The sequence below is a fragment of the Sporolactobacillus spathodeae genome (assembly GCF_016908935.1).
Taxonomy (GTDB): Bacteria; Bacillota; Bacilli; order Bacillales; family Sporolactobacillaceae; genus Sporolactobacillus; species Sporolactobacillus spathodeae.
Map to the genome: position 1 here is coordinate 1 of NZ_JAFBEV010000028.1, position 23263 is coordinate 23263.

Sequence of the window (23263 nt, forward strand, 5' to 3'; positions counted from 1 at the left end):
ATCAGGGAGCAAGCTCCCATCCGTGCGCTCGACTTGCATGTATTAGGCACGCCGCCAGCGTTCGTCCTGAGCCAGGATCAAACTCTCCAAAAAGTGTCTTTCATAAAACACGTTTCATTAATTCCATTAAGAAGAGGAACTTCCGTTAAAATCGCACACGTCCTGTGTGCAACGCGGAAGTCACCACATCCTGTGGAAGTTCGTTCATGTAAGATCCATAGCAAATTGTTTCTCAAAGGGGGTTACCCTTTTAAAAAGTACGCTTGGCTTTTGTTCAGTTTTCAAGGAACATTTCTTCCATAAATTATAAATGGTGGGCCTGAGTGGACTTGAACCACCGACCTCACGCTTATCAGGCGTGCGCTCTAACCAGCTGAGCTACAGGCCCATTTGGAATAATATGGAGCGGGTGATGGGAATCGAACCCACGACCAGAGCTTGGAAGGCTCTTGTTTTACCACTAAACTACACCCGCATAAAAATAAATGGTCGGGAAGACAGGATTTGAACCTGCGACCCTCTGGTCCCAAACCAGATGCTCTACCAAGCTGAGCCACTTCCCGAAAATGGTGCGCCCTGAGGAAGTCGAATCCCCAACCTTCTGATCCGTAGTCAGACGCTCTATCCAATTGAGCTAAGGGCGCATAAAAAGGAAAAACAATGCGGTCGAGAGGACTCGAACCTCCACGAAGTTGCCTCCACTAGCCCCTCAAGCTAGCGCGTCTGCCATTCCGCCACGACCGCATAATATTAAATTGGTGCGGGTGAAGGGACTCGAACCCCCACGTCGTACAACACTAGATCCTAAATCTAGCGCGTCTGCCAATTCCGCCACACCCGCTAAACAATGAGCCGCGAGGGATTTGAACCCTCGACCCTCTGATTAAAAGTCAGATGCTCTACCCCTGAGCTAGCGGCTCATAAAACTCAGCTGGATTCGAACCAGCGCATAACGATTCGAAAACCGCTGCCTTACCGCTTGGCTATGAGTTAAAAACCATATGTAATCATTAACTTACATTAGGTCTGATATAATCACTTTAATCAATGGCGGATCCGATCGGACTTGAACCGACGATCTCCTGCGTGACAGGCAGGCATGTTAACCACTGCACCACGGATCCTTATTGCAAATTATCAAATGGTGACCCGTACGGGATTCGAACCCATGAACCCACCGTGAAAGGGTGGTGTCTTAACCACTTGACGAACGGGCCATAACAAAAATAATGGCGGAGAAGGAGGGATTCGAACCCTCGCACGATTTACACCGTCTACTCCCTTAGCAGGGGAGCCCCTTCAGCCAGCTTGGGTACTTCTCCATGGCTCCACAGGTAGGGTTCGAACCTACGACCGATCGGTTAACAGCCGATTGCTCTGCCGCTGAGCTACTGTGGAATACTTTGCAATTCCATCAGAGTCACAAGAACTTATTATACACATTCGATGTCTCTGTGTCAACAGCTTTTTGAAAAAGCTTTATCATCGAATGGAATGTCTTGTTCCTTTTGACGACCTTAATAATTTACCATACCTTCATTCATCTCGTCAAGTCCTATTTTTCGACTTTCATTCCTTTTTATATCAACTTCACTTCTTAAATGGTTCAGCTTGGAGTCTACCGCCGCAAGCACCGCAAACGTAGCGGTTTGTATCAATCCGTCGCTTCCGGCGAAAGGCTGTCCCACAAGTCATGCAGCGATATGTATAACGAATTGTCGTCTTATTTTCCGCCCCTGGAATCCGTCCACAGAAGCGCGTACCCCCTACTTTGTCGAGTAGCGATTTAAATGTATCATCGCCATGGCGATAGCCCGAACCGCTCAAATGAAGATGATAATGACATAGCTCATGTTTCACAATCTTAATGAAGGCTTCCCGCCCATAATAGGCGAGTTGCCGCGGATTGAATTCAAGGCAGTGGCTTCGAAGCAGATAACGTCCGCCCGTCGTCCGTAACCGGGAATTAAAAGTTGCCTGATGGCAAAAGGGTTTATGAAAGCTTTGTAGCGATATTCGGCACACCAGCTCCTGTAATTCTTCCTCCGTCATCTGCAGCTCACCCCATTTATCTTAGCTTACCCAAATCATACACCGATACCCGAAATAGCAAAATGCCGGATTGACAAAAAATCCGGCATTTAATGCTTGGTTATCTCCCCTCGGGATCGAGCATCGTCAATGAGACCCTTCCTTTCTCCAAAGAAACGCCTTCCACCCAAACGGTCACAATCTGTCCGACAGAGACAACGTCCAGCGGATGCTTGACGAACCGACGGCACAACTTGGAAATATGAACGAGCCCATCTTGCTTGACGCCGATATCAACGAAAGCGCCAAAATCAACCACATTGCGCACTGTGCCTTCAAGTTTCATTCCTTCGCGAAGATCTTCCATTTTCAAGACATCTTTTTTCAAAAGCGGTTTCTTCAGACTATCGCGTGGATCGCGTCCCGGTCGAATCAGTGCTTCGATAATGTCGTGCAACGTTGGTTCTCCTATTGATAACGCAGCTGCTAGCTCAGATACGTTAATGGATCCGAGTTTTTCTTGAAGCTCGCTTGTTCCGAGCAGCTCCTCGCTGCAGCCCATTCTCTCAAGTAGTTGTTTCGTTTCCGTATAACTTTCCGGATGAATCGGTGTATTATCAAGTGGTTCATCACCACCCGGGACACGGAGGAAGCCAGCACATTGTTCATAGGCGCGCGGACCAAGGCGCGGCACCTGTTTCAGTTGTTTCCTATTCCGATACTTTCCCTCTGCAGTGCGCAGCGCAACGAGATTAGCAGCGACCGTCCGTGAGAGACCGGCGACATGTTGCAAAAGTTCCGGCGATGCCGTGTTCACGTTGACGCCAACCTGGTTAACGACAGTTTCTACAACAAAACCGAGTGAATGGCTCAACTCTTTCTGCGACACATCGTGTTGGTATTCTCCAACGCCGACTGATTTGGGATCAACTTTCACGAGTTCAGCCAACGGATCCTGTAGTCTTCGAGCAATTGAAACCGCACTGCGTTCTTCAACATGTAGATCAGGAAATTCTTGACGTGCCAATGCAGAAGCAGAGTAGACGCTTGCGCCTGCCTCATTAACGATGATATAGGAGACCTCTCTTTCGGCCTCTTTGATCGTCTCGGCAATAAATGCCTCTGTCTCACGTGAGGCAGTTCCGTTGCCAATCGCGATCACATCGATAGCATAACGTGCGATCAGTTCGAGCACCTTTTTTCGCGCACCGGCGATATCCGATTTCGGAGGCGTAGGATAAATGAGTGAAATATGAAGCAGTTTTCCTGTCGGATCGACAACTGCGAGCTTGCAACCCGTCCGATAGGCCGGGTCTACCCCCAGGATTGTTTTTTCTTTCATCGGTGGCTGAATGAGCAACCCGCGTAGATTCTCAGAAAAAATATGAATCGCCTGCTTCTCCGCTTTCGCGGTCAGGTTCTGCCTGAGTTCCCGTTCCACGGCCGGAAATACCAGACGGCGGCAAGCATCTTCTGCGGCAGCATTTAATAATTCATTTGCAGACGATTGTCTGCCATGAAAAAGCAATCGCTTGATTTCAGCAAAGATTTGTTCTTCCGGAAACGCAACAATGATCTTTAAAATACCTTCTTTTTCGCCGCGATTGATCGCAAGGATCCGATGTGGAACAATATTTGCAGCTTTCTCTTGATATTCATAGTACATTTCATAGATCTTTTTCTCATCTTTTGCCGCTTCTTTTCCCTTTTGGCTATGCAGCATCCCTTGTTCATTCAGTCGACGACGGCAAAGCGCACGTAAATCTGCTTGTTCAGCAATACGCTCGGCAATGATGTCGCTCGCCCCTTGGAGCACCGACTCAATGGTCGGCAATTCCTTTTCCGCAGACAAATAGCGAGCAGCTTCTGCCTCAAAAGGTGACGTCGGCTGTTTCATCAGCCAATCGGCAAGCGCCTCCAGTCCTTTTTCTTTGGCTATCTCGGCGCGCGTCCGTCGTTTCGGCTTATAAGGAAGATACAGATCTTCCACTTCCTGCAGTTTTTCCGCTTTGCGGATTTTCTGTTCAAGTCCCGGATTCAATGCCCCCTGTTCGCTGATTCTTTGAATAACATCCTCTTTTCGTTGCTGAAGTTGGCAAGCATATGTATAAGAACGCTGAATCTCTTCTATTTGCACTTCGTCCAAACCACCGGTCATCTCTTTGCGGTAGCGCGCAATGAAGGGAATGGTATTGTCTTTCTCTAGCAATTGAATGACTTGACTGACATTTTTCGGCTTGATCGCCAGTTGTGCGGCAATCTTCTGATACAGCTCATCCATGATTGTGTTCCGTCCTTTCAATGCACCGAGCTAATGACTCCTCGTTCGGAAATACTCTGTTTATTATACTGATCCGTTTATCAAAAGTCGCGCGCCGGCAAATTCCTACGCGGAAAAAGGTAAGATGGCGCGACCTTCGTTCTGAAATCTTTTTACATTCTTAACGCACAAAAAAACTTTTCAGTTCGGCAAAAATGCCAAAGCTGAAAAGTGCGTCTATTATTGAGTTATAGTGTTTGGCTCATTCAGAAAACTGTTGCGCTTCCTTATTAATCATCACAATTTCGCCTTTCCCATCGTGTGGTAGTGTTTCCCGCAATTTGTGTAGCGCCCTGCGCAGGAGCCGGGAAACATGCATTTGCGAAATGCCGAGCATTTTTCCCGTTTCTTTTTGACTCAGATTATCGAAGAATGTGCAAAGAATGATTTGTTTTTCACGCTCGGAAAGTACTTCAAATGCTTTTTCCAAAACGATTTTCTCATGAACACGCTCATAGGCATGATCCGGCATGCCGATGAGATCGAGGAGCGTTACCGAATGTCCTTCATGGTCCGCGTCAATCTTCGAGTCGACAGACAGCGCGTAGTAGCTGCGCAACATCTCCAACGATTCGAGTATTTTCTCGACATCCTCATTGATAAACGCGGCAATTTCTTTGATTGTCGGCGACCGCTGCTGGCTTCGCGTTAACTCTTCAACAGCTTTATGGATTCTTGGGCCTAGCTCTTTCACCCGCCGCGGCACATGAACGCTCCATGTCTTGTCGCGAATATAGCGTTTAATCTCGCCGATGATTGTTGGGATGGCAAACGATTCGAAGCTTTGTTCAAAGGAAGAATCAAAGCGCTGAATGGCTGCAATCAATCCAATCATACCCACTTGGAATAAATCCTCCCATGTGTCGTTGCCCCTAGAAAATTTACGCGCATAGGCAGCAATAAGATTTTCATAGTTCGCAATGATTGCATGCTGAATCTGATCATTACCAGGTTCTTTTTGATATGCTAAGATTAACCGGCGAACTTCACTCTGCGTTAGTTGAGACCTTGTCTGCAATTTGGTCCACCTCGCTTCCGCTTAGGAACTTGACCTTCTTAACAACAAAACCGTCTTTGCAACCAAAACTATTGTTTTTGAAATGTCTGACTATTATTTATTATTTCATGTTGCTGCACATCACGCAAATTAGAGATTAAAAAAAAGCACTTTCTGAGAAAAATTGGGTTCAGCCAAATCTTTTTTCAACAATTACGCTCGGCTTCTCGCTTGTTGCGGACGCCAGAGTGCTTTGCCACATGTCACTTTCTTGTAAAAAAAGATGACCGCCATTTTGACGATCATCTTAATACTTGCGCTTATTTTATTCAAAAGCACGTGCGAAGTTTTTTTCCAGATTTCCCCGGGAGCAAAGAAAATTATGCCGCTTCCTGCCCGATACAATTAGAAATCCACAAGGCTGAGACTGATCTGAATGGCCTTATTAACCCTTGCCATCATTTCCTCATCTAAATGGGTGATCTTATCAGTCAGGCGCTGCTTGTCAATCGTGCGAATCTGTTCAAGCAGGATTACAGAATCCCGATCAAATCCATAACGTTTCGCATCAATTTCGACATGAGTCGGTAGCTTCGCTTTCTGAATCTGGGCGGTTATCGCAGCCACAACAACCGTCGGGCTGAAACGATTCCCAATATCGTTTTGAATGACCAAAACAGGACGGACACCACCCTGTTCAGAGCCAACGACCGGGGAAAGATCAGCAAAATAGACATCGCCGCGTTTTACAATCACTCATTACACCCCGCTAACGGAGCGTAACATAGCAATCTCTGCCTCCTCTTCAGCAAGAAAAGCCTCAGAAGCAATGTTAAGGTTTATTTTGGCCATTTCCATATAGCCTTGTCTCATAATTTCACGAACGTGGCCCTTGTTTCTTTCTCGCAAATACATACGAACAGCGCGATGGAGCAGTTCACTGCGATTCATTTGGTCGCGGCTAGCAAGACCATCAATTTCATTCAGCAAATGTTGCGGCAAACTCAGCATAATCTCTTTCAAGTTTGATTCCGGCATTTCTGCACCCCCACCACATATTCGGAAAATTCCAACGAAGGCATCTGTTTCTCTAGGCGTCAGCCGCAACAATAGCGTTTCGGCCTCTTTCCCTCGACTGGAACAAGCTCTTTTTTTAATCTAAAATTAATACTATCATTTTCAAAAAAAGATTGGAAGCGTCTTTCGGCAATAATCGAGTTTTTCATTGCTTACTTCGTAAAATCGACGCACTTTTTGTTGAAAAAGATCGTTATCTGCTTTTTCAGGGGGTGCTGCTGGCTCATCCTTTGCTTATTTCCGAATCCATCTGCTGCGGCAACACAGGATTCGAGGCACCGCAAATTTGTCCGTTCTTTTTGAAAACGCGCGGTACGCGCGGATGAATCAAGCAGGTCACTTCATAATTTATCGTCTTCATTTTCTGCGCGCGTTCATCCGCTGTTATTTCGTCGTTGCCATCTTTACCGATAAGCGTGACGCGCGTGCCTAATGAAAAGGCATGTGGCAAACGAATCATTAGTTGGTCCATGCAGATCCGTCCGACAATTGGACAGCGCGTGCCGGCGACAAGGACATCCGAACCGCCAAGCGCCCGAAGAAAACCATCAGCATAGCCGATCGGCACCGTACCAATCCATTCATCCTCTGCCGCTTGATATGTGGCGCCATAGCCAATTGACGAACCGGCTTTCACTTTTTTCACATAGGTCAGGCAACTGTATAGCGAGAGCGCGCGTTGCAGCGGGAACGGCAGCTTCTTCTCCATTTCCGGCGACGGTGATAACCCATACATGGAAATACCATAGCGAACAAGGTTGAACAAATGACGTTTTTCCGAAGGATATTTCAGCGTTGTTGCGCTATTGCCACAGTGAATGATCGAAGGATAGACGTTAAGCTCATGAAACCAGTCAATCATCATTTCAAAACGATTATATTGTTCATTGAAATACGCCTCGTCATCCTGATCCGCTGTCGCAAAATGGGTAAACATGCCCTCCACTGTAAATCGTTTGTCCTTTTGAACAGCTTCAACAAATTCCGCCGCTTCCTGACGATCACGGATGCCGATCCGTCCCATCCCGGTATCGCAAGCGATGTGGATTAAAATCGGATCTTCGCCTGTATGGAAACGTGAGGCTTCCTCTACCCATTCTTTTTGTGAGACGGTCAGCGAGATATGCTGCTGCGCTGCAATTCCCGCATCCTGCGGACGAATTGGTGACAAGACGAGGATCGGTGCTTTAATTCCTTTTTCCCGCAAAGCCAAGGCCTCGTCGAAGATAGCCACCGCTAGCCATGTAGCGCCGTTTGCCAGTGCCGTCCGAGCAACCTGCTCAGCTCCATGACCGTACGCATTGGCTTTGACAACAGCCAGTAGCGCTGTTTCTTCAGGCAGGCGCGCCTTCATTTGCGCAACGTTATTCGCCACGGCATCCAAATCAATTTCTGCCCAAGTATCGCGATAATAATTCGTCTTCATTTGTTTCCCCAGCCTTTTCATCCGAATAGATCTCCCGCTCGTCCGTCAATTAACCAGCGTACAGGCGAACAGGCTTTTATATATTAAAGCACTTATTAACTAAAAGAGAAAGGTCCGGTTAACCGGTCCACTACACTCTTTCGGATTAAGTTCAGCAAACATGGGTGGCTGCGCTCAGGAAGAGAAACATATTTTTTGCCAATCGTTCCAGGCTCTGTTGGAGTCATCGGAAAAACAACGTTGTACTGATCGTTATATGTAGCAAACACGCCTCGGCGTTCACTCGGCCGCAGGCGCTGCACGACCTACTCTGTCGATGGCACGACCTACTCTGTCGATGGGCCGACCTACTCTGTCGATGTGCCGACCTACTCTGTCGATGGCGCCCCTTACTCTGTCGATGCTCCGACCTACTCTGTCGATGGCGCCCCTTACTCTGTCGATGCTCCGACCTACTCTGTCGATGTGCCGACCTACTCTGTCGATGTGCCGACCTACTCTGTCGATGTGCACGCCTACTCTGTCGATGCTCCGACCTACTCTGTCGATGCTCCGACCTACTCTGTCGATGTGCCGACCTACTCTGTCGATGTGCCGACCTACTCTGTCGATGGCGCCTCCTACTCTGTCGATGTGCCGACCTACTCTGTCGATGGCACGACCTACTCTGTCGATGGCACGACCTACTCTGTCGATGACGCCTCCTACTCTGTCGATGCTCCGACCTACTCTGTCGATGCTCCGACCTACTCTGTCGATGTGCCGACCTACTCTGTCGATGTGCCGACCTACTCTGTCGATGTGCCGACCTACTCTGTCGATGTGCCGACCTACTCTGTCGATGGCGCCCCTTACTCTGTCGATGCTACGCCTTACTCTGTCGATGGCGCCCCTTACTCTGTCGATGGCGCCCCTTACTCTGTCGATGGCGCCCCTTACTCTGTCGATGGCGCCTCCTACTCTGTCGATGCCGTACCAAGTCCTTTGGACGATGGCGAATCCTGAGTTCTCCTTATATTTAATTTCTCCGAAATCTTCTACACTTAAATAAACTTTGCGTAGCTAAGTCTTTTTTGTAACAATACGCTTCGGCTGCTCGCTTGCCACGGACGATCTGTGAGCCTCCTCGAACAGGCAAAAGTCTGCGGAGTCTCACTTGGCTCGTTTTTCCCGCAAGGCGCCAGAGCGCCATCGCTGCATTTTTCTCCAAAAGTCATCTGCTTTCTTTTCTTCTTATAACAAAAAAAACTTTCTCGCTTGGAGAAAGTTCGTTTGGCTGATAAGCACCCACTCAATAATTTGGCTGTTATTTAACCACATTACCGTTGACCGATTGGGCTACAGTAATCAACTCATCTTGCGTCATGGCATTCGACGCCAAATAATAATCCGTGCCACCGTAGGACCAAGACAGCGTCTGGTTGCTGACTGCGCCAATGGCAAAGCCGAGATTAGCCGGATCGCCGGCCGCGAGTGTCGGCGCAACAGTCATGTTCTGTCGGCTCTGCGACTCGATCAGTGTAAATGGTTTTTTACCTGCGTATTTCAGAATATATTTTTCGCCGGTTTCAGTCACCTCAGGCTTCATCAGTGACAGTTTGGTGCCGCCAATTTTCGCTGTTGGATACTGCACCTTAAATGGCGTGTTGCTAGCCGTCGCCGATTCCGTAGCTTTAATCTTGGCCGCCGTCATATTTTTCTTCACATCAAATGTTTTCTTGTCCAAGTTGGGATTGAATTTAAAATTTTTGAACACAACAGTCACTACAATATTTTGATCCTTATCCTTCACCTGAACCTTTTGTGGTGCAAGATTCTTGTTCAGCGTGATCGTCTGGTTCGCCAACTGCGTCGTATTGTAATTTGTTTTCGTATCAAACACATACTGGTTTTCCTTAACCTTGAAATTCGGATTCGGATCATTGACGATATCCTTCACCAAGGTGTTATAGAGATAAGCCTGACTGCGGTTGTTCGGCCAATTGCTTTCAAACTGATAGCTCTTATTCAGCTGTGGTGTCAGAACAAAAACACCGTTCGCATTACGCAGAATCATCTGCTGATTTTGTTTCTTGCTGTCGCTGAGCGCGACCCGATAATAATACGGTTTCTTAAACGTGATATTTGCCTGATACTTTTGCTTCTTGCCATTATGTTCGAACGTCATCGTAGCATCGGTTTGATAACTGTTCATTTTATCCAGCTTGTTGCCCAAATCCTGAACGACAGCTTTCTCCGACTTCGTCCCGCAGCCGGATAATGTCAAAATACCTATCAGAATGGCAACAAGCCAGAGCATCGGCCATTTTTTCATTCGTTAACAACCCCTTTGCCTCTATTTCAGTGACAAAGGAAGGACCAGTTCATGCACGCGCCTCTTTTTCTTTATAGAGATCATGCAAAACAGGAGGAATTTGTTCAATCAGATCGGTTGCCAGAACATCCAGCGGCGAGTGGCAGGTTTGTACCAAAGTATCAGCCAACGCGCCGTGAACATAGACGGCATTGCAAACCGCATCCATGACCTGTTTATGCTGCAGGAGATAAGCCAGCAAAATTCCGGTCAGTACATCGCCGGAGCCCCCTTTTGCTAATGCCGCGTTGCCGGTTGGGTTGACGACCTGGCGTCCATCTGGTGCAGTGATGAGGGTATACCGACCTTTGAGCACAAGATAAATGCCGTATTTCCTCGCAAACGAGCGGGAAATCGAGAAGCGGCTGCTCTCAATCGACTGAATCGACTGTCCCGTCAAACGGGCCATCTCTCCCGGATGCGGCGAAAGAACGATCGGCGCGTGACGGCCAGCAAGTCTTTCCAGCATCGCCGCAAGATGATAGAGTCCATCCGCATCAATGACTGTCGGAATATCCGCGTCAAGTGCTTGGGCAACAAATGCCGCCTGCGCCCGATCTCTACCAAGTCCCGGACCAATTGCCAGTCCAGACAGCTTGTTATAATCAAGCGACTGTCGCGGCTGATACATCACCTCGGGCAGAAGCGAAGCCAAAATTGGTCGAATTTCTTCCGGAACGCTCACCGTCAACAGACCAATTCCTGAACGAAGCGCCGCTCGCGCCGCGAAATAAGCTGCGCCAGGCATCGTTGGCGCACCGGCAATGAGCAGTCCCTTGCCGTGTGTTCCCTTATTGGAAAAGGGCTCTCGAACCGGAAGACTGCGCCGCACATCGGCACGTGTCCGTAATTCCCGCTGCGTTCCGCTTGCCTGCACGGCTCGCTCCGGAATGCCAATTGAAAGTATCTCTGTTTTTCCGAAAAAACCAGCAGCCGGCTGAACAAATTGGGCGATCTTCGGGCATTGCAATGTCAACGTCTGAGCTGCATGCACCGCCTCATGGGAAAAAGGTTCACCATTTGCCGGCACACCGCTTGGCAGATCAACCGCGATTATCTTTGCCGACGACGCGTTGATTTGCTGAATCACCTGCGCATAATCCGCTCGCGGCACGCCATGAAAGCCGGTGCCGAGCAAAGCGTCGACGACGACATCCGCCTCGTGCAGTCGGGTGGCGAAGTGTTCCGGTTCGCTGTTAATCTGATGAATCGTCCCGCCAGATTCGAGAAACGCGTGCAGGTGTACCCGCGCATCGCCGCGTATCGCCTCCATATCCGGAAGCAGCCATGTTTCCACTGACCGATCCTCAGCCAACAGTAGCCGAGACAGAACGAAGCCATCCCCGCCATTATTGCCTTTGCCAATCACAATGACAATTTGATCGCCTGCTTTTACTGTTTTTGCGAGCGCATCATAGATGGCCTGGCCCGCATTTTCCATCAGTATCGGCCCCCCCAGTCCGATTGTCTGAATGGTGTACAGATCTATTGCCTGCATTTCTTCACGCGTTACAACATGCACAACTGGTCCCTCCCAGCGTAGTAAACTATATGAGACAAGGTTCATTAATATGCAGACTGGCCTGACAAGCTTTCAATAACGACAACTGCTGCCGCTGACTCCCGTGTATGGGTTATCGATACATGCGTGTATTCTCCATGATCCAGTCGGCTGGTTAACACCGGTTTCCCTGCCGGATCATCGATAATGCAGATATCCTGAAAAGAAAGACTGGCGCCGATGCCGGTTCCCTTGGCTTTGGCATAGGCTTCCTTCGCTGAAAATCGTCCGGCAAGAAACTCCGTCTTGCGCTTTGGACTCAGCTGATTGAAAATTTTCTGTTCTTCTGGCACAAGGATACGGGCAACAAAACGCTGATCAGCAATCTTTTGAAGCATTCGATCGCGTTCAACAATATCCAGTCCGATCCCACAAATCACCTGACATCCGTCCTTCCTGTGCTGACGATTTTTGGCCTTGCTAACTGAAACGGCTCCTTGAGAAAAACTTGGCTCAGCCAAGTTCTCTTTGTAACATTGCGCTTCGGCGACTCGCTTTTCCCGCAAGGCGAGAGCACCTCGCTGCATTTTTGTGCAAAAATCTTTAAACTTTTTTATCTCTTAAGTAAAACTTGGCTCAGCCAAGTCCTTTTTTAACAATTGCGCTTCGGCTGCTCGCTTGCCCGGGTGCCGCGCGTCTCCTCAGACAGGCTGGAACCTGCGGGGGCTCATTTAGCTCGCTTTTCCCGCAAGGCGCCAGAGCGCCTTCGTACATTTCTTGTGCAAAAGCTTATACATGTTTATCCTTTTAGCAAAACCATCTTTTTAAGCGCACAGACTACCACTACGGTATAGTTTACCCTATACTAAATACAAGATCACTATTGAAGGAGGCTGCCCTCTTGTTTATTCGTAATGAGCCTTTCAAACTCTTTTTGAAACTCTATCCAATTACTTCGATTATTCTTATTGTTAATATTGCGATCTATCTTATGTTATTTCTCTGCACCTACTTTCATCTGGCACCCGACTTCGCCTACGCCTTTATCGTCATCTTTGGGCGAACGCGTGCGGCGCTTGATAACGGCTGGTGGTGGCAAGTTATCACCCCTGTATTTCTTCATACCGATTTCGCGCACATTCTTTTCAATGCCTTCTCGATTTTTATTTTTGCACCTGCTTTGGAAGCGCTCCTCGGCAAACTGCGTTTCTCCGTCATCTATCTCAGTGTTGGCGTGATCAGCAATACGTTGTCGCTATTTCTTGAACCCGGCGTGCTCTCCTACGGTGCAAGCACCGCGATTTATGGTTTATTCGGCATCTACTTGTTTCTGATCCTGTTTCATAAAGAACGGATGAACAGGCAAGATCGTCTGGTTGTTCTCGTCTTTTTAATTATTAATCTGGTTTTCTCGTTCACGGATTCGCGTATCGACGTGATCGGCCATTTTACCGGCCTTCTGGCTGGCCTGATCCTCGCACCGCTTTTTTTCATTCATCGTTTGAAAAATTATCAATGATTTTTTCCAAGCACCCGGCGAAAATATTGAATTTTATGGTTAATATGGTCATAATGGGAACAGAAAGCTTGTTCCATTCCATATAGAAGGGAGTTTTTTATTGTGGCGTTTGTCATTACTTCCGCCTGCGAAAACGAAAAGGCTGGCGAGTGTATCGAAACCTGTCCAGTTGATTGCATCGTTGAAGGTGAAAAAATGATGTACATTGATCCTGATGTCTGCATTGACTGTGGCGCTTGCGAAGCGGTTTGTCCGGTTGAAGCGATTTATCCAGAAGATGAAGTTCCCGAAAGCGAAACGAAATATATTCAGCTGAACAGAGACTTTTTCAAGAATCGCTAATAATGGTTCGTCCCAATCAGGGTTCAAGCCAATCAACCAATCCGATTTCCACGAACATTTAAATGGATTCAAAAAGGTCGCTCGATGAAGACCATCCAAAATAAACGAGGCTGCTCGCTCGTCAAAATGACGAAGGGGACAGCCTCGTTATATTTTTCTATTTTGCCGTTAGCTGGCAATCTGAAGAACCGTCAATTGGACAGGATACGCACTTTTACGGTTCGTCGGCCCCATGAGAGGGCATCCGAATTGTCATTAAAGAATAAATCAATTTTTCTGCCCTTGATTGCCCCACCTGTGTCAGCCGCTTCCGCGTAACCATAGCCTTCGATGTATAGCTTCGTTCCGAGCGGGATGACTGACGGATCGACTGCGACAACCTTTGCATTCGGATTTTGCAGCAGATTGATCCCGGTTGCTGTGACCCCGGAGCACCCATTACATCTGGCTGTATAGGCTGTGCTGTTGGCGTAAAATTCACGCACCGTTGTTGCCTGGTGCTGCGGGCGACTCTTAGCAGGCTGATTTGCCGCGGCAGATACAACAACTGGTTCGCCTTGTGATGCACGACTTCCGCCTGCCGAATTTCTGGCTTTTTCAGCAAATGTTTCAGCAGATGGCGGCGTCGGTATCTGCTCACCATTGTTCTTAGCCATAATAAGTTTCTCAATACTTCCCCACGTATCTTGGCCGACAATTCCGTCCTCAGTAATTTTTGTCACCCGCTGAATACCCAAAACGGCTAGGCGGGTGTCCGGGCCGAATTGGCCATCGGCTTTTCCCTGCAAATAGCCAATTTGAATTAAAAGCCCTTGCAAATAACGAACATTTTCGCCTTTTGCTCCGAGCGACATCAGCCCCATCTGCCGATGAACAAAGCGAAGTAAGGATTGTCTCGTCTCCTTATCAACAACGCCACTGGCTTCGAGATCGCGACTGATCTGATAATTTTTGAGCGCACGTTCTGTTGATGTGCCGAAATATCCGGTTTGACGAGACAACGGATAATGACCGGTTGCTTTTAGAATCGATTGAATGGTTTTTATTTCATCACCGTGCATGCCCTTATTAAGTACTGACGGATCACTGATCAATTGTGCCGCCGCATTTTGCGGCAGAATAAAGAACGTTGAGCTGAAAGTCGCAGCAATTGCTGCGCTTTTCGCAAGCGCATCACCGGGATACAATGGAATCTCCTCCCCTGCCATGTTCTTTTAAACTAGTATGACCTTTGGCGATATTCCATGCTTTACAATCATATTACAGGGGAGGCAGCGCCTTAATTTTTCTTGATTGCCTGATTGATTTCCACACGAAGTTGTTTGAGATTCAATGCGTTTTTGCTAATTTTCCCATTAATCATAATGGTCGGCGTCCCTGTCACGCCGAGCTGCTCAGCAATGGCATTATCATTGTCGACAGCCTGTTGCCGCGATTTTTGATGGAGAGCCTCTTGAAACGCTTTAATATCAATTGATGGTACCGTCTTCTTGGCCAATTGGATTAACAGTTTCTCAGTCACCCACTGCTTCTGTTCACTACCTTGAGCCTGAAAAAGCGCCTGGTTGAACGTGAAAAAAGCCTTCGGATTCTGTTGATAGACGATCTCTGCAGCGTTGGCCGCCAAATTCGAACCTGGCCCAAGCACGACGTAATTATAAAAATAAACACTTACCTTGTTCGTCTGGACGTATTCTTTATTAAGAACGGGCAGGATCTGCTGATCAAAACGTTTGCAATAAGGACAGCGGTAATCAGAAAACACAGCAAGTCGTACCGGCACATTCGTGCTTCCGATAAAAGGCTGGTCATCGTAATCAATCGGTGCCGTTTGTGCCACGCGATGCGTCTCCTGTTTCTTGATCGGTTTCACCTGTTCTTTCTGTTGAACGGAAAAGATCATGAAGAAAATCGCGGCTATTAGCAGCAAAACGACAATCGAACTGAACAGTACAATGCTTCGTTTCCTTCTCTTTTCAATTTGCTCTTCCGTTGCCTGTTCCTTCTTGTCCTTATCGCTCATTTTCATGCACCTCATTTATTCGGTTGAAATCGTGCCCGTAGATTTCTTAGTTTTAGGCTTTATTAAAATCTGCTGTTGTTTTTAAGCGTTTCTTGCCATGTATCTGTTCAGAAAAACAACATTAAATCGAAACATAGCTTAACGTTATCTAGCTCTTACAAACAGTATCACTACCGCCGACTAATTTGATACAATGTGTCGACAGTAACAAAGGTGTAGTCGTGAATCGCCTCCGGCAATACTTCTTCGAGCGCCTGTAAGGTATTTTCCGGCGCGTCATCGTTGGCCCCAGGATTCTCCCCATCATCATGGAGACAGATCACAGCGCCATGATGCAACTGTTTGACAATTCTTTGCTTAAGCCGTTCCTTGCCGAGCGCTTTTCGCCAGTCGCCGAGAATCGCCGACCACAGGACGATGCGGAAACCCTTGGCCGCTAGTGGCAGAAATAAATGCAAATGCCCCCATGGCGGACGATAATAGACGGGACGCACACCAGCAATCGCAGCAATTGTCTCTTGCGCCTTCACGCATTGCTTTCTTGTTCCCCAGGGTGTCAAAAACCAATTGCTAACATGCTGATAATGATGCATGGCGATTAAATGCCCTTCTTCTTTCATTCGGCGGATGAGATCGGGATGCTTTTCCGCGTGAACACCCACAACAAAAAAAGTGGCGGAAATCCGGTAACGTTTCAATAAATCAAGCAGCCGCGGTGTATAAACAGGGTTCGGCCCATCGTCAAAGGTCAGACAGGCATATCGCTTGCCATCTGTAACTTCTTTTTTGAAACCACGGAAGCACAAACCGCGCATCAGTAAGGTCGGTAAAAGCGAATAAATGAGAAATAAAATGATAATAATCAACAAAATGGTACAAAATAAATTAAAAAACATATTTCTGAATCGCCCCTATTTATAACGAATGATCACAATACATACTTTGGGATTCACATCTTGTATGCGGACCCTTTCTGAAAATAGGACACGCTGAATGGAAGCACGGTTGTGTCAAACCAGTATTTCACTAACAAGCAAAGCAGAATAATCCGATTACGTAACCTATCCGTTCCGCAAAGTGAGGGATTGATTTGGCCATTATTCAGAGCTTATTCGATGCGTACGGCAGCATTGCCTTATACCTGATTCTTTTCAGCGCGCTAATCGGCATTCCCTGTGCGGAAGAATCTGTGCTTTTTCTTTGCGGCACAATGCTCCTGAATACCGATGGCTCAGCGGCGCGCCATCTCCCATTGCTCATCCTCACAGCCATTCTCGGCGCTTCATCAGGAATGGTCACTGCCTTTCTCATTGGTTATTATATAGGAAAACCCTTTTTGATGAAATACGGAGGGTTTATCGGTCTGACAGAAAAGCGTTGTTCAAAAGCGGAATCTTTTTTTATTCGGCATGCCGCTCTTGCGCTAATCACTGGTTATTTCATTCCTGGCGTGCGGCAAATGAATCCTTATCTTGCCGGAATCAGCCGTTTTCCTTTCCGACACTTTCTTTCAGCCGCTCTAATCGGCGCTTCACTCTGGTCTTCGCTGTTTATTCTTTCCGGCTACTTTCTTGGCGAACAAATCGGACAGTTCCTAATTTCGAGTTGGACAGATGCTGCTATCGCGGTTATTATATTGTGTACCGGAGTGATAGTCTGGCGTAAATTGTTGCCGACAAGGAAATGAATCGGAATGTCCTTGTCGGCAGCTGTTTAAGTGATTTTTTACTAATTTACCATTTCCGGGGCCTTTTTAAGCTATGATTAAAAGACTGGACAGTGAATTCAATGGATGAGGTGTTTAATGATGAGGAGCGTGAAAGTGCTCATACTGACGGGATCATACGGCGGAGGCCATGAGCAAGCTGCGCTTGCTCTGGAACAAGCCTTTAATCTCAATCCGAATCACTACCATGCGGAAGTTCTCGATATAACCACCTTGGTACCGTCCAAGTTGGATTCCTTTGAAAAAAAGGCGTTTCTCTCCGGGGTGACGCATTTTCCCATGCTCTATCATTTTCTCTACAAAAAGACACAGAAGAATAACGCAGCCGCCTCTGTGCTGAAATCACTGTCTCGAGTCGGCGTGACCCGACTCGTTTCCTTTATCGAAAGCACACGTCCGGATCTGATTATCAGCACATTCCCGCCTGCGTCTATTATGATGTCGCAAATGAAGCGAGCCGGCTGTTTTTCCAATCTACCTTTTCTAACAGTCATTACCGATTATTCTGTGCACAGCACCTGGGTGAATCGTTGGACTGATGGCTATCTTGTGGCTTCTGAAGATGTCCGGAAACGATTAATTGAAATGAAAGTCAACCCGGAACGCATCTTCGTGACAGGTATTCCGATCCGACCTGACTTCTCATTGAAAGCGCGAAGCAGTCTGTTGCGCGCGAAATACAATATTCCGACAAACCAGAAAGTCATCCTCGTCATGGGCGGCGGCTGCGGAATTTTCAGCCATTTTCTCGCCTTCTTTAAAGAATTAGATAAACAACCGATCAAAAATAGTCGTTTCGTTATCATCTGCGGCCGTAACGAAAAGGCATATAAGGAATTCACTGAATTCAGCAAGACGGCCGCTTATCCGATCCAAGTTCTCGGTTTTGTGAGCAACATGAATGATTGGATGGCAATAGCCGACCTGCTTGTCACGAAGCCTGGCGGATTAACCATATCCGAGGCTATTGCTTCCGAGTTGCCCATGTTGATTTACCGGCCACTCGGCGGACAGGAAGCAGATAATACGCAGTATCTGCTTTCAACTGGCGTCTCAATTGTCGCATACACTCCGCCTGAATTAATGGCTAACTTAATGAACTTGCTGGAACATCACGATGCCATTGAAATTATGCGTACGAATATGAAGACGCTGAGTAACAACCAGAAGCATTCTGCTGAGCAGGCCGTTCGAGCCGCGACGCAGTTTCTTCCAGTCAGCGTGCGCCATAAAATGGAATTTGCATAAAGCAATTGATAAACGATAAATCCCCCTATCCCGACTCCATACATTTTGTCAGGATAGGGGATTTTGTTTGAATTGCTTGAGATGCAAGAAAAGACGGACCAGGAGAGATGGTGAGAAATGCGACTATCTGAAGTTTTTGCAAAAGAGACTCAAGTCACTGTCCGCTCAAAATAGCGCTTCTGATAAACAAACAGCTCCTCGCTATTTAATTTTCTTCAGAAGACTTTGCCCAGCTAGCCACTCGGCATCTTGATCAAATTGTCTCTCCGTCAGATAAACCAATCGCCAGAATTCGAGGCAGAGGACAATAAAACTGAACCAGATGCCTGCGAATAGCCAATCAATCAGCAAATCACTTGGCAGCTGAAGTCCGAGACTGAGCGAGGCCAACCCCGTCCCCAAAATAACGATTCCACCACCAAGAGTCGCAAGAATCGTGATCGAATAATGCAAGGTATGGCGTGAAATCAGATAGACCAAAAATGCATAAAGCGCAAATCCAAGGATTAAACCGCCATCCGGCGAAAAACGGCTGTGAATCCTTGCTATCTGCCCAACCCAGTACGGCAAATAGGTAGAGAAAAACAAGCCACCGATAAGTAGAAACAGAAACATCTGATATTCCATCTTCCGCTCTTCGCCCCGGAAAAGAATCCAAAGAACGACAAGACCGCAAACAGAGAGCACGGCTACCGGACGTCCCATCAACGCCATATTGTCCAAAATATGCCGAATTTGCGGTGAAACGAATGTGTTCAGTAGCAAGATACCGTGTTGGTTGAATTGAAGCGACCCATAGTCGAGAAAATGGTCGACTAAACCAAACATTAGTGACAGAAACGTTCCCAAAACGATCGCCGCACCGAAAATCAGTAGTTTCAGCCGGATCCGGGATTGACTATTAACAAACATACTTCGATAGACAACAATCGTCCAATGACGGATTGCCGCGGATTGATAGCTAATGATTGAATAGATCAGCAGCAAAGCCACTAAAATGATCATGATCAAAGAGAAGTATTCTTTTGCTGCCGTTGTCACAAGCCGGTACTTGGGACCGAGAAAAGTTCCAAGCAAGACAAAAGCAAGCACCCAAAGCGTTGATCCAATCGAAATATAAAAGGCATAGGCCCGGTATGGGATACGTGAAACACCCGCCGCGTAGCCAATGACGTGTCGAACGCCGGGAATGAAGTTTGTAAACAGGAGCAGCCGCTTCCCGTACGAATTAAACATCTGCGACATTTTATCAAGTCGTTCTGGATAAAGATGCACATAATGACCATATTTATAGAAAAAGGGTGTCCCCAATCGTTTGCCGATCCAATAGGTTGTGCTCACACCGAACATGCAGCCGGCGATACCCGAAAACACAGCGAGCGATAAATCAAGCTTTCCTTGATAAACCATATAGCCAACATAGCTCATCAAGAGTTCGTTTGGAAGCGGGAAAGCGAGCATTTCCAAATAAACGGAGACGAATAAAAAAAGGTAGCCGTAATCATTGATCAACTGGATGAATCCATGCATGTTTATCCCTCACAACTTGCATCTCTTAACGAAAGAGACGCCTCCATTAAAAATAGATACGACATTGGATGTCTCATCATGATTTAGGATCCCCATGAACGATTCGCATGTGGACCGCTACAAAAAATGCGCTCCGGCTGCTCGCTTGCCGCGGCGCCGCGCGTCTCCTCAAACAACGACCCGTAATCTGCGGGGTCTCAATTGGATCGTTTTTCCCGCAGGCGTCTCGCGCTTTCGCTCGTTTTTTTGTGCAGATTCTTATACATTCGTAGCTTTCAAAAAAAGCGCCCGTGAAGGCCGCTTTTTCCATTGGATTATTTGAAAAGAGATGATATTGCCTGGCCAATTGATGTGAAGAAAGCACCGATCGCTGAGAATACCTGAGCCAAGAATCCGCCCGTCTGTTCTGAACTAGCCAGCTGACTGACTTTGTCTTTGAGCTGCTGCATCTGATCGCCAACCTGATTCCAGTTAATATTCATCGTTCGCATTTTGTCAAAAAGATCAACCAGTTTCTGAACGTCGGCATCGCTTAACGTCACACCGACCTGTTTCGCAGAATCGCGAACGATCTGTTCCACATCGGCTCTTGACTTCGGACTGTTTTTGGCCAGATTGTCTTTAATTGCTGTAACAAGTTCAGCCGCTTTTGCCTTACCAACCCCCGGCTGATTCCCCAATTCCGCAGTAGTGACCACTTCCTCATTCGCTACTTTTTTCTTTGCTTCAGGAATAACCGTTCCCGTTTTAACCTCATACGCTTTAATCAGGCCAGTCAACGCCGCTGTGCCTGAAACGGGGAATGGTGCCGTCACATACACATTTGCGTCTTTGACGCCCGCTGTTGCCAGTGCGTTAATATACATATCTTTTGTGACATACGTAATATTATGTGTGCTTCCCGTCAGACCGGATCCTTTCTGTCCAATGGTTATCTTTGATGAACTAATCGACCGTGATCCGATTTGTGCCTGTGAAAGATAATTATCGAGATATTTATGTTCCTCACTATTGGTTACCGTGATAATCTGAGCGCTGCTTGGATCAACATCCATTTCACTGAGCATGTCCTGACGCTGAGCAGATGTCAAATTAGCGCCGAGTGTGACAACAACGTCGCCCGGTGCTGCGTCGGCAAACGCGTTCGCCGGTCCGAAGCTACCAACCGCCAAAAGTACGGCCAGTGCCAGCCACACCATTTTTTTCTTCATCATTTTATCCTCCCAAATACCGTTGATTATTCAAGTTCAAAATAAAGAAACGAATGGCCTGATATTCAGCAATCTAATTTTCAAGCGGCTGCTTGTCTCTTTTTCTACCTTATGCATCTGAATTAGGTTTCATTTAAGTATTCGAGCGGATGAATATGCTTTTGACAACGAGCGTGCGATTAAATTCGCTCATTGGAAAATGCTTGAGGCCCCAATTAGCTGAACGGAAGGCATTATAAGATAAACTTGGCATGGTTAGTCCTTTTTTGTAAAAATTGCGCTGCGGCTGCTCGCTTGCCGCGGGTGCTACCCTCGAGCCTCCTCAAACAGGCAGTCACCTGCGGGGTCTCGCTGGCACGTTATTCCCGCAGGCGTCTCACATTGCCTTCAGAAAACAACATTAAATTGAAACATAGCTTTTCAAAAAAAAAGCGTGCATCCAAAGCCATTGGGCAGAGAATGCACGTGGTGCCGTTTAAAAATCTGCGGGCATTTTATTAATAAGCCTCACACAGTCGATCCGCTGTGTATTTCTGGAATCACAGCCTCATTTCCGCGAGACTGCTGCCCCGGATGACGCATATCGAAAAGCGCCTTAGCTTCTTTATTTTTATCAAATGCTTTTTCGCTTTTTGAAATGACAATCGTCGCAATACCATTGCCGATCAAGTTGGTGATCGCCCGCGCTTCACTCATAAACCGATCGACCCCAAGCAAGAGACCTAAGCCGGCAATCGGAATCACGTGCATCGCTGTTAATGTCGAAGCTAAAACGATAAAACCACCGCCGGTAACTGCAGCCGCCCCTTTAGATGTCAGCATCAGAATTAGGATTATCATTATCTGCTGACCGAGATCAAGCGGCACATGGAAAACCTGTGCCAGGAAAATAACCGACATCGTCAAATAAATCGAAGTTCCGTCAAGATTGAACGAGTAACCGGTCGGGATGACAAGGCCGACAACCGATTTTTCACATCCCAATCGTTGCAACTTGTCCATCATTCTCGGGAGTGCTGCTTCAGATGAACTCGTTCCAAACACAATCAGTATTTCATCTTTAATATAGCGAAGATAAGTAAAAAGACTGAATCCGGAGATTTTGCAAATCAACCAAAGAATAACAAAAATAAAAACGGCCATTGTGCAATAAACGGAAAGCATCAATTTAACTAGCGGTGCAATAGTCTGCAAGCCGAAATTGCTGATCGTGAACGCCATCGCGCCGAAAGCGCCGATTGGAGCTGCATACATAATATAACCGATAATTTTAAAGAAGACATGAGACATTTGATCAAGAATAGAGACAAGACCTTCCCCACGTTTGCCTAACGCCGATAAGCCAAAGCCAAAAAGAATCGAGAAGAATAAGACCTGCAAAATATCTCCGGTCGCAAATGCGTTGGTTACGTTGCTTGGTACAATATTCATGAAAAATTCTGCCCAGTTCATCTGCTGGGTTGTGCCGCCGGTGACTGCTGCCACATTGCCATGCGGCATTTTCGCCGGATCCAGACCGGACCCCGGTTGGAATACATGGGCCACGATTAAACCAATAATCAGCGCAATCGTTGAGACAATTTCAAAATAAATCAGCGCCTTGCCGCCAACTTTTCCCACTTTTTTCATATTGCCCATACGCGCAATACCGATAACGATCGTCAGAAAAATAATCGGGGCAATGACCATCTTAACCGCATTAATGAACACCGTTCCGAGTACTTGCAGTTGGGCGCCAACTCCCGGCCAAAAAACACCGACGAGAACCCCGGCAATAATAGCCAAAACCACCTGAAATGTAAGATTTTTTAGCAACCGCACACCAACATCTCCCTTTTTGATAACGTTTTCAATCGTGGCCAGTAAAATGTGACTATTTTATGTCTTTCTTGTTTTTATAGTATATCACATTTAATTATTTATGATATACACAAATCGATTTTTCATTATTTTCTTTGT

General features: G+C 47.0%; 21 protein-coding genes, 12 tRNA genes and 1 rRNA gene. 5 read left to right on the top strand and 29 right to left on the bottom strand.

Annotated features, from left to right (window positions below; genetic code table 11):
* The 20 genes from JOC27_RS11660 to JOC27_RS11755 form a co-directional block, all read right to left on the bottom strand.
* Nucleotides 1–93, bottom strand: a 16S ribosomal RNA gene (locus JOC27_RS11660); the annotation flags it as partial.
* A 218-nt stretch (nucleotides 94–311) separates the two neighbouring features.
* Nucleotides 312–388 (bottom strand) — tRNA-Ile (locus JOC27_RS11665).
* A gap of 13 nt (nucleotides 389–401) precedes the next feature.
* Nucleotides 402–475, bottom strand: a tRNA-Gly gene (locus JOC27_RS11670).
* Between the two features lie 11 nt (nucleotides 476–486).
* Nucleotides 487–563: transfer RNA gene (locus JOC27_RS11675), tRNA-Pro, on the bottom strand.
* A 4-nt stretch (nucleotides 564–567) separates the two neighbouring features.
* A tRNA-Arg gene (locus tag JOC27_RS11680) sits at nucleotides 568–644 on the bottom strand.
* A 17-nt stretch (nucleotides 645–661) separates the two neighbouring features.
* Nucleotides 662–744 (bottom strand) — tRNA-Leu (locus JOC27_RS11685).
* Between the two features lie 12 nt (nucleotides 745–756).
* A tRNA-Leu gene (locus tag JOC27_RS11690) sits at nucleotides 757–841 on the bottom strand.
* A gap of 7 nt (nucleotides 842–848) precedes the next feature.
* Nucleotides 849–920, bottom strand: a tRNA-Lys gene (locus JOC27_RS11695).
* Between the two features lie 2 nt (nucleotides 921–922).
* Nucleotides 923–992: transfer RNA gene (locus JOC27_RS11700), tRNA-OTHER, on the bottom strand.
* A gap of 56 nt (nucleotides 993–1048) precedes the next feature.
* A tRNA-Asp gene (locus JOC27_RS11705) sits at nucleotides 1049–1124 on the bottom strand.
* An 18-nt stretch (nucleotides 1125–1142) separates the two neighbouring features.
* A tRNA-Glu gene (locus JOC27_RS11710) sits at nucleotides 1143–1217 on the bottom strand.
* A gap of 13 nt (nucleotides 1218–1230) precedes the next feature.
* A tRNA-Ser gene (locus tag JOC27_RS11715) sits at nucleotides 1231–1322 on the bottom strand.
* A 1-nt stretch (nucleotide 1323) separates the two neighbouring features.
* Nucleotides 1324–1398, bottom strand: a tRNA-Asn gene (locus JOC27_RS11720).
* 192 nt (nucleotides 1399–1590) lie between these two features.
* Nucleotides 1591–2052, bottom strand: a complete 462-nt coding sequence (locus JOC27_RS11725; RefSeq protein ID WP_205007480.1) for a SprT family protein — start codon at nucleotides 2050–2052, stop codon at nucleotides 1591–1593.
* Nucleotides 2053–2152: 100 nt separating this feature from the next.
* Nucleotides 2153–4312 carry a Tex family protein gene (locus JOC27_RS11730; RefSeq protein ID WP_205007481.1) on the bottom strand — a complete coding sequence of 720 codons (2160 nt, stop codon included), beginning with the start codon at nucleotides 4310–4312 and terminating at the stop codon, nucleotides 2153–2155.
* Nucleotides 4313–4553: 241 nt separating this feature from the next.
* Nucleotides 4554–5369, bottom strand: a complete 816-nt coding sequence (gene sigB, locus JOC27_RS11735) for an RNA polymerase sigma factor SigB (protein WP_205007482.1) — start codon at nucleotides 5367–5369, stop codon at nucleotides 4554–4556.
* Nucleotides 5370–5753: 384 nt separating this feature from the next.
* Complete coding sequence (locus JOC27_RS11740; RefSeq protein ID WP_205007483.1) at nucleotides 5754–6104, bottom strand: type II toxin-antitoxin system PemK/MazF family toxin; 351 nt, start codon at nucleotides 6102–6104, stop codon at nucleotides 5754–5756.
* Between the two features lie 3 nt (nucleotides 6105–6107).
* Nucleotides 6108–6386, bottom strand: a complete 279-nt coding sequence (locus JOC27_RS11745; protein WP_205007484.1) for a CopG family ribbon-helix-helix protein — start codon at nucleotides 6384–6386, stop codon at nucleotides 6108–6110.
* A 262-nt stretch (nucleotides 6387–6648) separates the two neighbouring features.
* On the bottom strand, nucleotides 6649–7851 hold the full coding sequence (gene alr / locus JOC27_RS11750; RefSeq protein WP_205007504.1) for an alanine racemase: 1203 nt from the start codon (nucleotides 7849–7851) through the stop codon (nucleotides 6649–6651).
* A gap of 279 nt (nucleotides 7852–8130) precedes the next feature.
* Complete coding sequence (locus JOC27_RS11755; RefSeq protein WP_205007485.1) at nucleotides 8131–8364, bottom strand: hypothetical protein; 234 nt, start codon at nucleotides 8362–8364, stop codon at nucleotides 8131–8133.
* Between JOC27_RS11755 and JOC27_RS11760 the strand changes: the two genes are divergently transcribed.
* Nucleotides 8317–8856: a hypothetical protein gene (locus tag JOC27_RS11760; RefSeq protein WP_205007486.1), complete on the top strand. Its 540-nt coding sequence runs from the start codon at nucleotides 8317–8319 to the stop codon at nucleotides 8854–8856. The two genes, JOC27_RS11755 and JOC27_RS11760, sit on opposite strands and share 48 nt — an antisense overlap.
* A gap of 301 nt (nucleotides 8857–9157) precedes the next feature.
* Here JOC27_RS11760 and JOC27_RS11765 read toward each other — a convergent pair whose 3' ends face one another.
* Genes JOC27_RS11765 through acpS form a run of 3 tightly spaced genes read right to left on the bottom strand, consistent with a single transcriptional unit; the run spans nucleotide 9158 to nucleotide 12145 of the window.
* Nucleotides 9158–10165, bottom strand: coding sequence for a LolA family protein (locus JOC27_RS11765; RefSeq protein WP_205007487.1), 1008 nt, complete (start codon nucleotides 10163–10165; stop codon nucleotides 9158–9160).
* A gap of 49 nt (nucleotides 10166–10214) precedes the next feature.
* A complete protein-coding gene (locus tag JOC27_RS11770; RefSeq protein WP_205007488.1) occupies nucleotides 10215–11726 on the bottom strand; it encodes an NAD(P)H-hydrate dehydratase in 1512 nt (503 codons plus the stop codon).
* 44 nt (nucleotides 11727–11770) lie between these two features.
* Nucleotides 11771–12145 carry a holo-ACP synthase gene (gene acpS, locus JOC27_RS11775; protein ID WP_205007489.1) on the bottom strand — a complete coding sequence of 125 codons (375 nt, stop codon included), beginning with the start codon at nucleotides 12143–12145 and terminating at the stop codon, nucleotides 11771–11773.
* Nucleotides 12146–12606: 461 nt separating this feature from the next.
* Here acpS and JOC27_RS11780 point away from each other — a divergent pair, with 461 nt between their 5' ends.
* Complete coding sequence (locus JOC27_RS11780) at nucleotides 12607–13224, top strand: rhomboid family intramembrane serine protease (RefSeq protein ID WP_205007490.1); 618 nt, start codon at nucleotides 12607–12609, stop codon at nucleotides 13222–13224.
* A gap of 102 nt (nucleotides 13225–13326) precedes the next feature.
* Entirely contained in the window at nucleotides 13327–13566 is a 240-nt protein-coding gene (locus JOC27_RS11785) for a 4Fe-4S dicluster domain-containing protein (protein ID WP_205007491.1), read from the top strand.
* 191 nt (nucleotides 13567–13757) lie between these two features.
* Here JOC27_RS11785 and JOC27_RS13555 read toward each other — a convergent pair whose 3' ends face one another.
* From JOC27_RS13555 to JOC27_RS11800, 3 genes are all read right to left on the bottom strand, one after another.
* A complete protein-coding gene (locus JOC27_RS13555; RefSeq protein ID WP_275587839.1) occupies nucleotides 13758–14753 on the bottom strand; it encodes a peptidoglycan-binding protein in 996 nt (331 codons plus the stop codon).
* A 92-nt stretch (nucleotides 14754–14845) separates the two neighbouring features.
* Entirely contained in the window at nucleotides 14846–15589 is a 744-nt protein-coding gene (locus JOC27_RS11795) for a DsbA family protein (RefSeq protein ID WP_205007493.1), read from the bottom strand.
* A 170-nt stretch (nucleotides 15590–15759) separates the two neighbouring features.
* On the bottom strand, nucleotides 15760–16485 hold the full coding sequence (locus JOC27_RS11800; RefSeq protein ID WP_205007494.1) for a polysaccharide deacetylase family protein: 726 nt from the start codon (nucleotides 16483–16485) through the stop codon (nucleotides 15760–15762).
* Between the two features lie 194 nt (nucleotides 16486–16679).
* Between JOC27_RS11800 and JOC27_RS11805 the strand changes: the two genes are divergently transcribed.
* Nucleotides 16680–17276 (top strand): DedA family protein, encoded by a 597-nt coding sequence (locus tag JOC27_RS11805; RefSeq protein WP_205007495.1) that lies wholly within the window; start codon nucleotides 16680–16682, stop codon nucleotides 17274–17276.
* Between the two features lie 117 nt (nucleotides 17277–17393).
* The gene (locus tag JOC27_RS11810) at nucleotides 17394–18563 is read left to right on the top strand and encodes an MGDG synthase family glycosyltransferase (protein WP_239530288.1); all 1170 of its coding nucleotides are present in this window, start codon (nucleotides 17394–17396) and stop codon (nucleotides 18561–18563) included.
* A 201-nt stretch (nucleotides 18564–18764) separates the two neighbouring features.
* Here JOC27_RS11810 and JOC27_RS11815 read toward each other — a convergent pair whose 3' ends face one another.
* The 3 genes from JOC27_RS11815 to JOC27_RS11825 form a co-directional block, all read right to left on the bottom strand.
* Entirely contained in the window at nucleotides 18765–20093 is a 1329-nt protein-coding gene (locus JOC27_RS11815; protein ID WP_205007496.1) for a DedA family protein, read from the bottom strand.
* 314 nt (nucleotides 20094–20407) lie between these two features.
* Nucleotides 20408–21304, bottom strand: coding sequence for a DUF1002 domain-containing protein (locus JOC27_RS11820; protein WP_239530289.1), 897 nt, complete (start codon nucleotides 21302–21304; stop codon nucleotides 20408–20410).
* 507 nt (nucleotides 21305–21811) lie between these two features.
* Nucleotides 21812–23125, bottom strand: coding sequence for a C4-dicarboxylate transporter DctA (locus JOC27_RS11825; RefSeq protein WP_205007498.1), 1314 nt, complete (start codon nucleotides 23123–23125; stop codon nucleotides 21812–21814).
* Nucleotides 23126–23263: the final 138 nt, after the last annotated feature.

Coding starts and splice junctions, on each gene's coding strand:
- JOC27_RS11725 (WP_205007480.1), bottom strand. CDS start 2,052: ATGACGGAGGAAGAATTACAGGAGCTGGTGTGCCGAATATCGCTACAA.
- JOC27_RS11815 (WP_205007496.1), bottom strand. CDS start 20,093: ATGCATGGATTCATCCAGTTGATCAATGATTACGGCTACCTTTTTTTA.
- JOC27_RS11730 (WP_205007481.1), bottom strand. CDS start 4,312: ATGGATGAGCTGTATCAGAAGATTGCCGCACAACTGGCGATCAAGCCG.
- JOC27_RS11810 (WP_239530288.1), top strand. CDS start 17,394: ATGATGAGGAGCGTGAAAGTGCTCATACTGACGGGATCATACGGCGGA.
- JOC27_RS11745 (WP_205007484.1), bottom strand. CDS start 6,386: ATGCCGGAATCAAACTTGAAAGAGATTATGCTGAGTTTGCCGCAACAT.
- alr (WP_205007504.1), bottom strand. CDS start 7,851: ATGAAGACGAATTATTATCGCGATACTTGGGCAGAAATTGATTTGGAT.
- JOC27_RS11795 (WP_205007493.1), bottom strand. CDS start 15,589: ATGAGCGATAAGGACAAGAAGGAACAGGCAACGGAAGAGCAAATTGAA.
- JOC27_RS11820 (WP_239530289.1), bottom strand. CDS start 21,304: ATGAAGAAAAAAATGGTGTGGCTGGCACTGGCCGTACTTTTGGCGGTT.
- JOC27_RS11800 (WP_205007494.1), bottom strand. CDS start 16,485: ATGTTTTTTAATTTATTTTGTACCATTTTGTTGATTATTATCATTTTA.
- JOC27_RS11765 (WP_205007487.1), bottom strand. CDS start 10,165: ATGAAAAAATGGCCGATGCTCTGGCTTGTTGCCATTCTGATAGGTATT.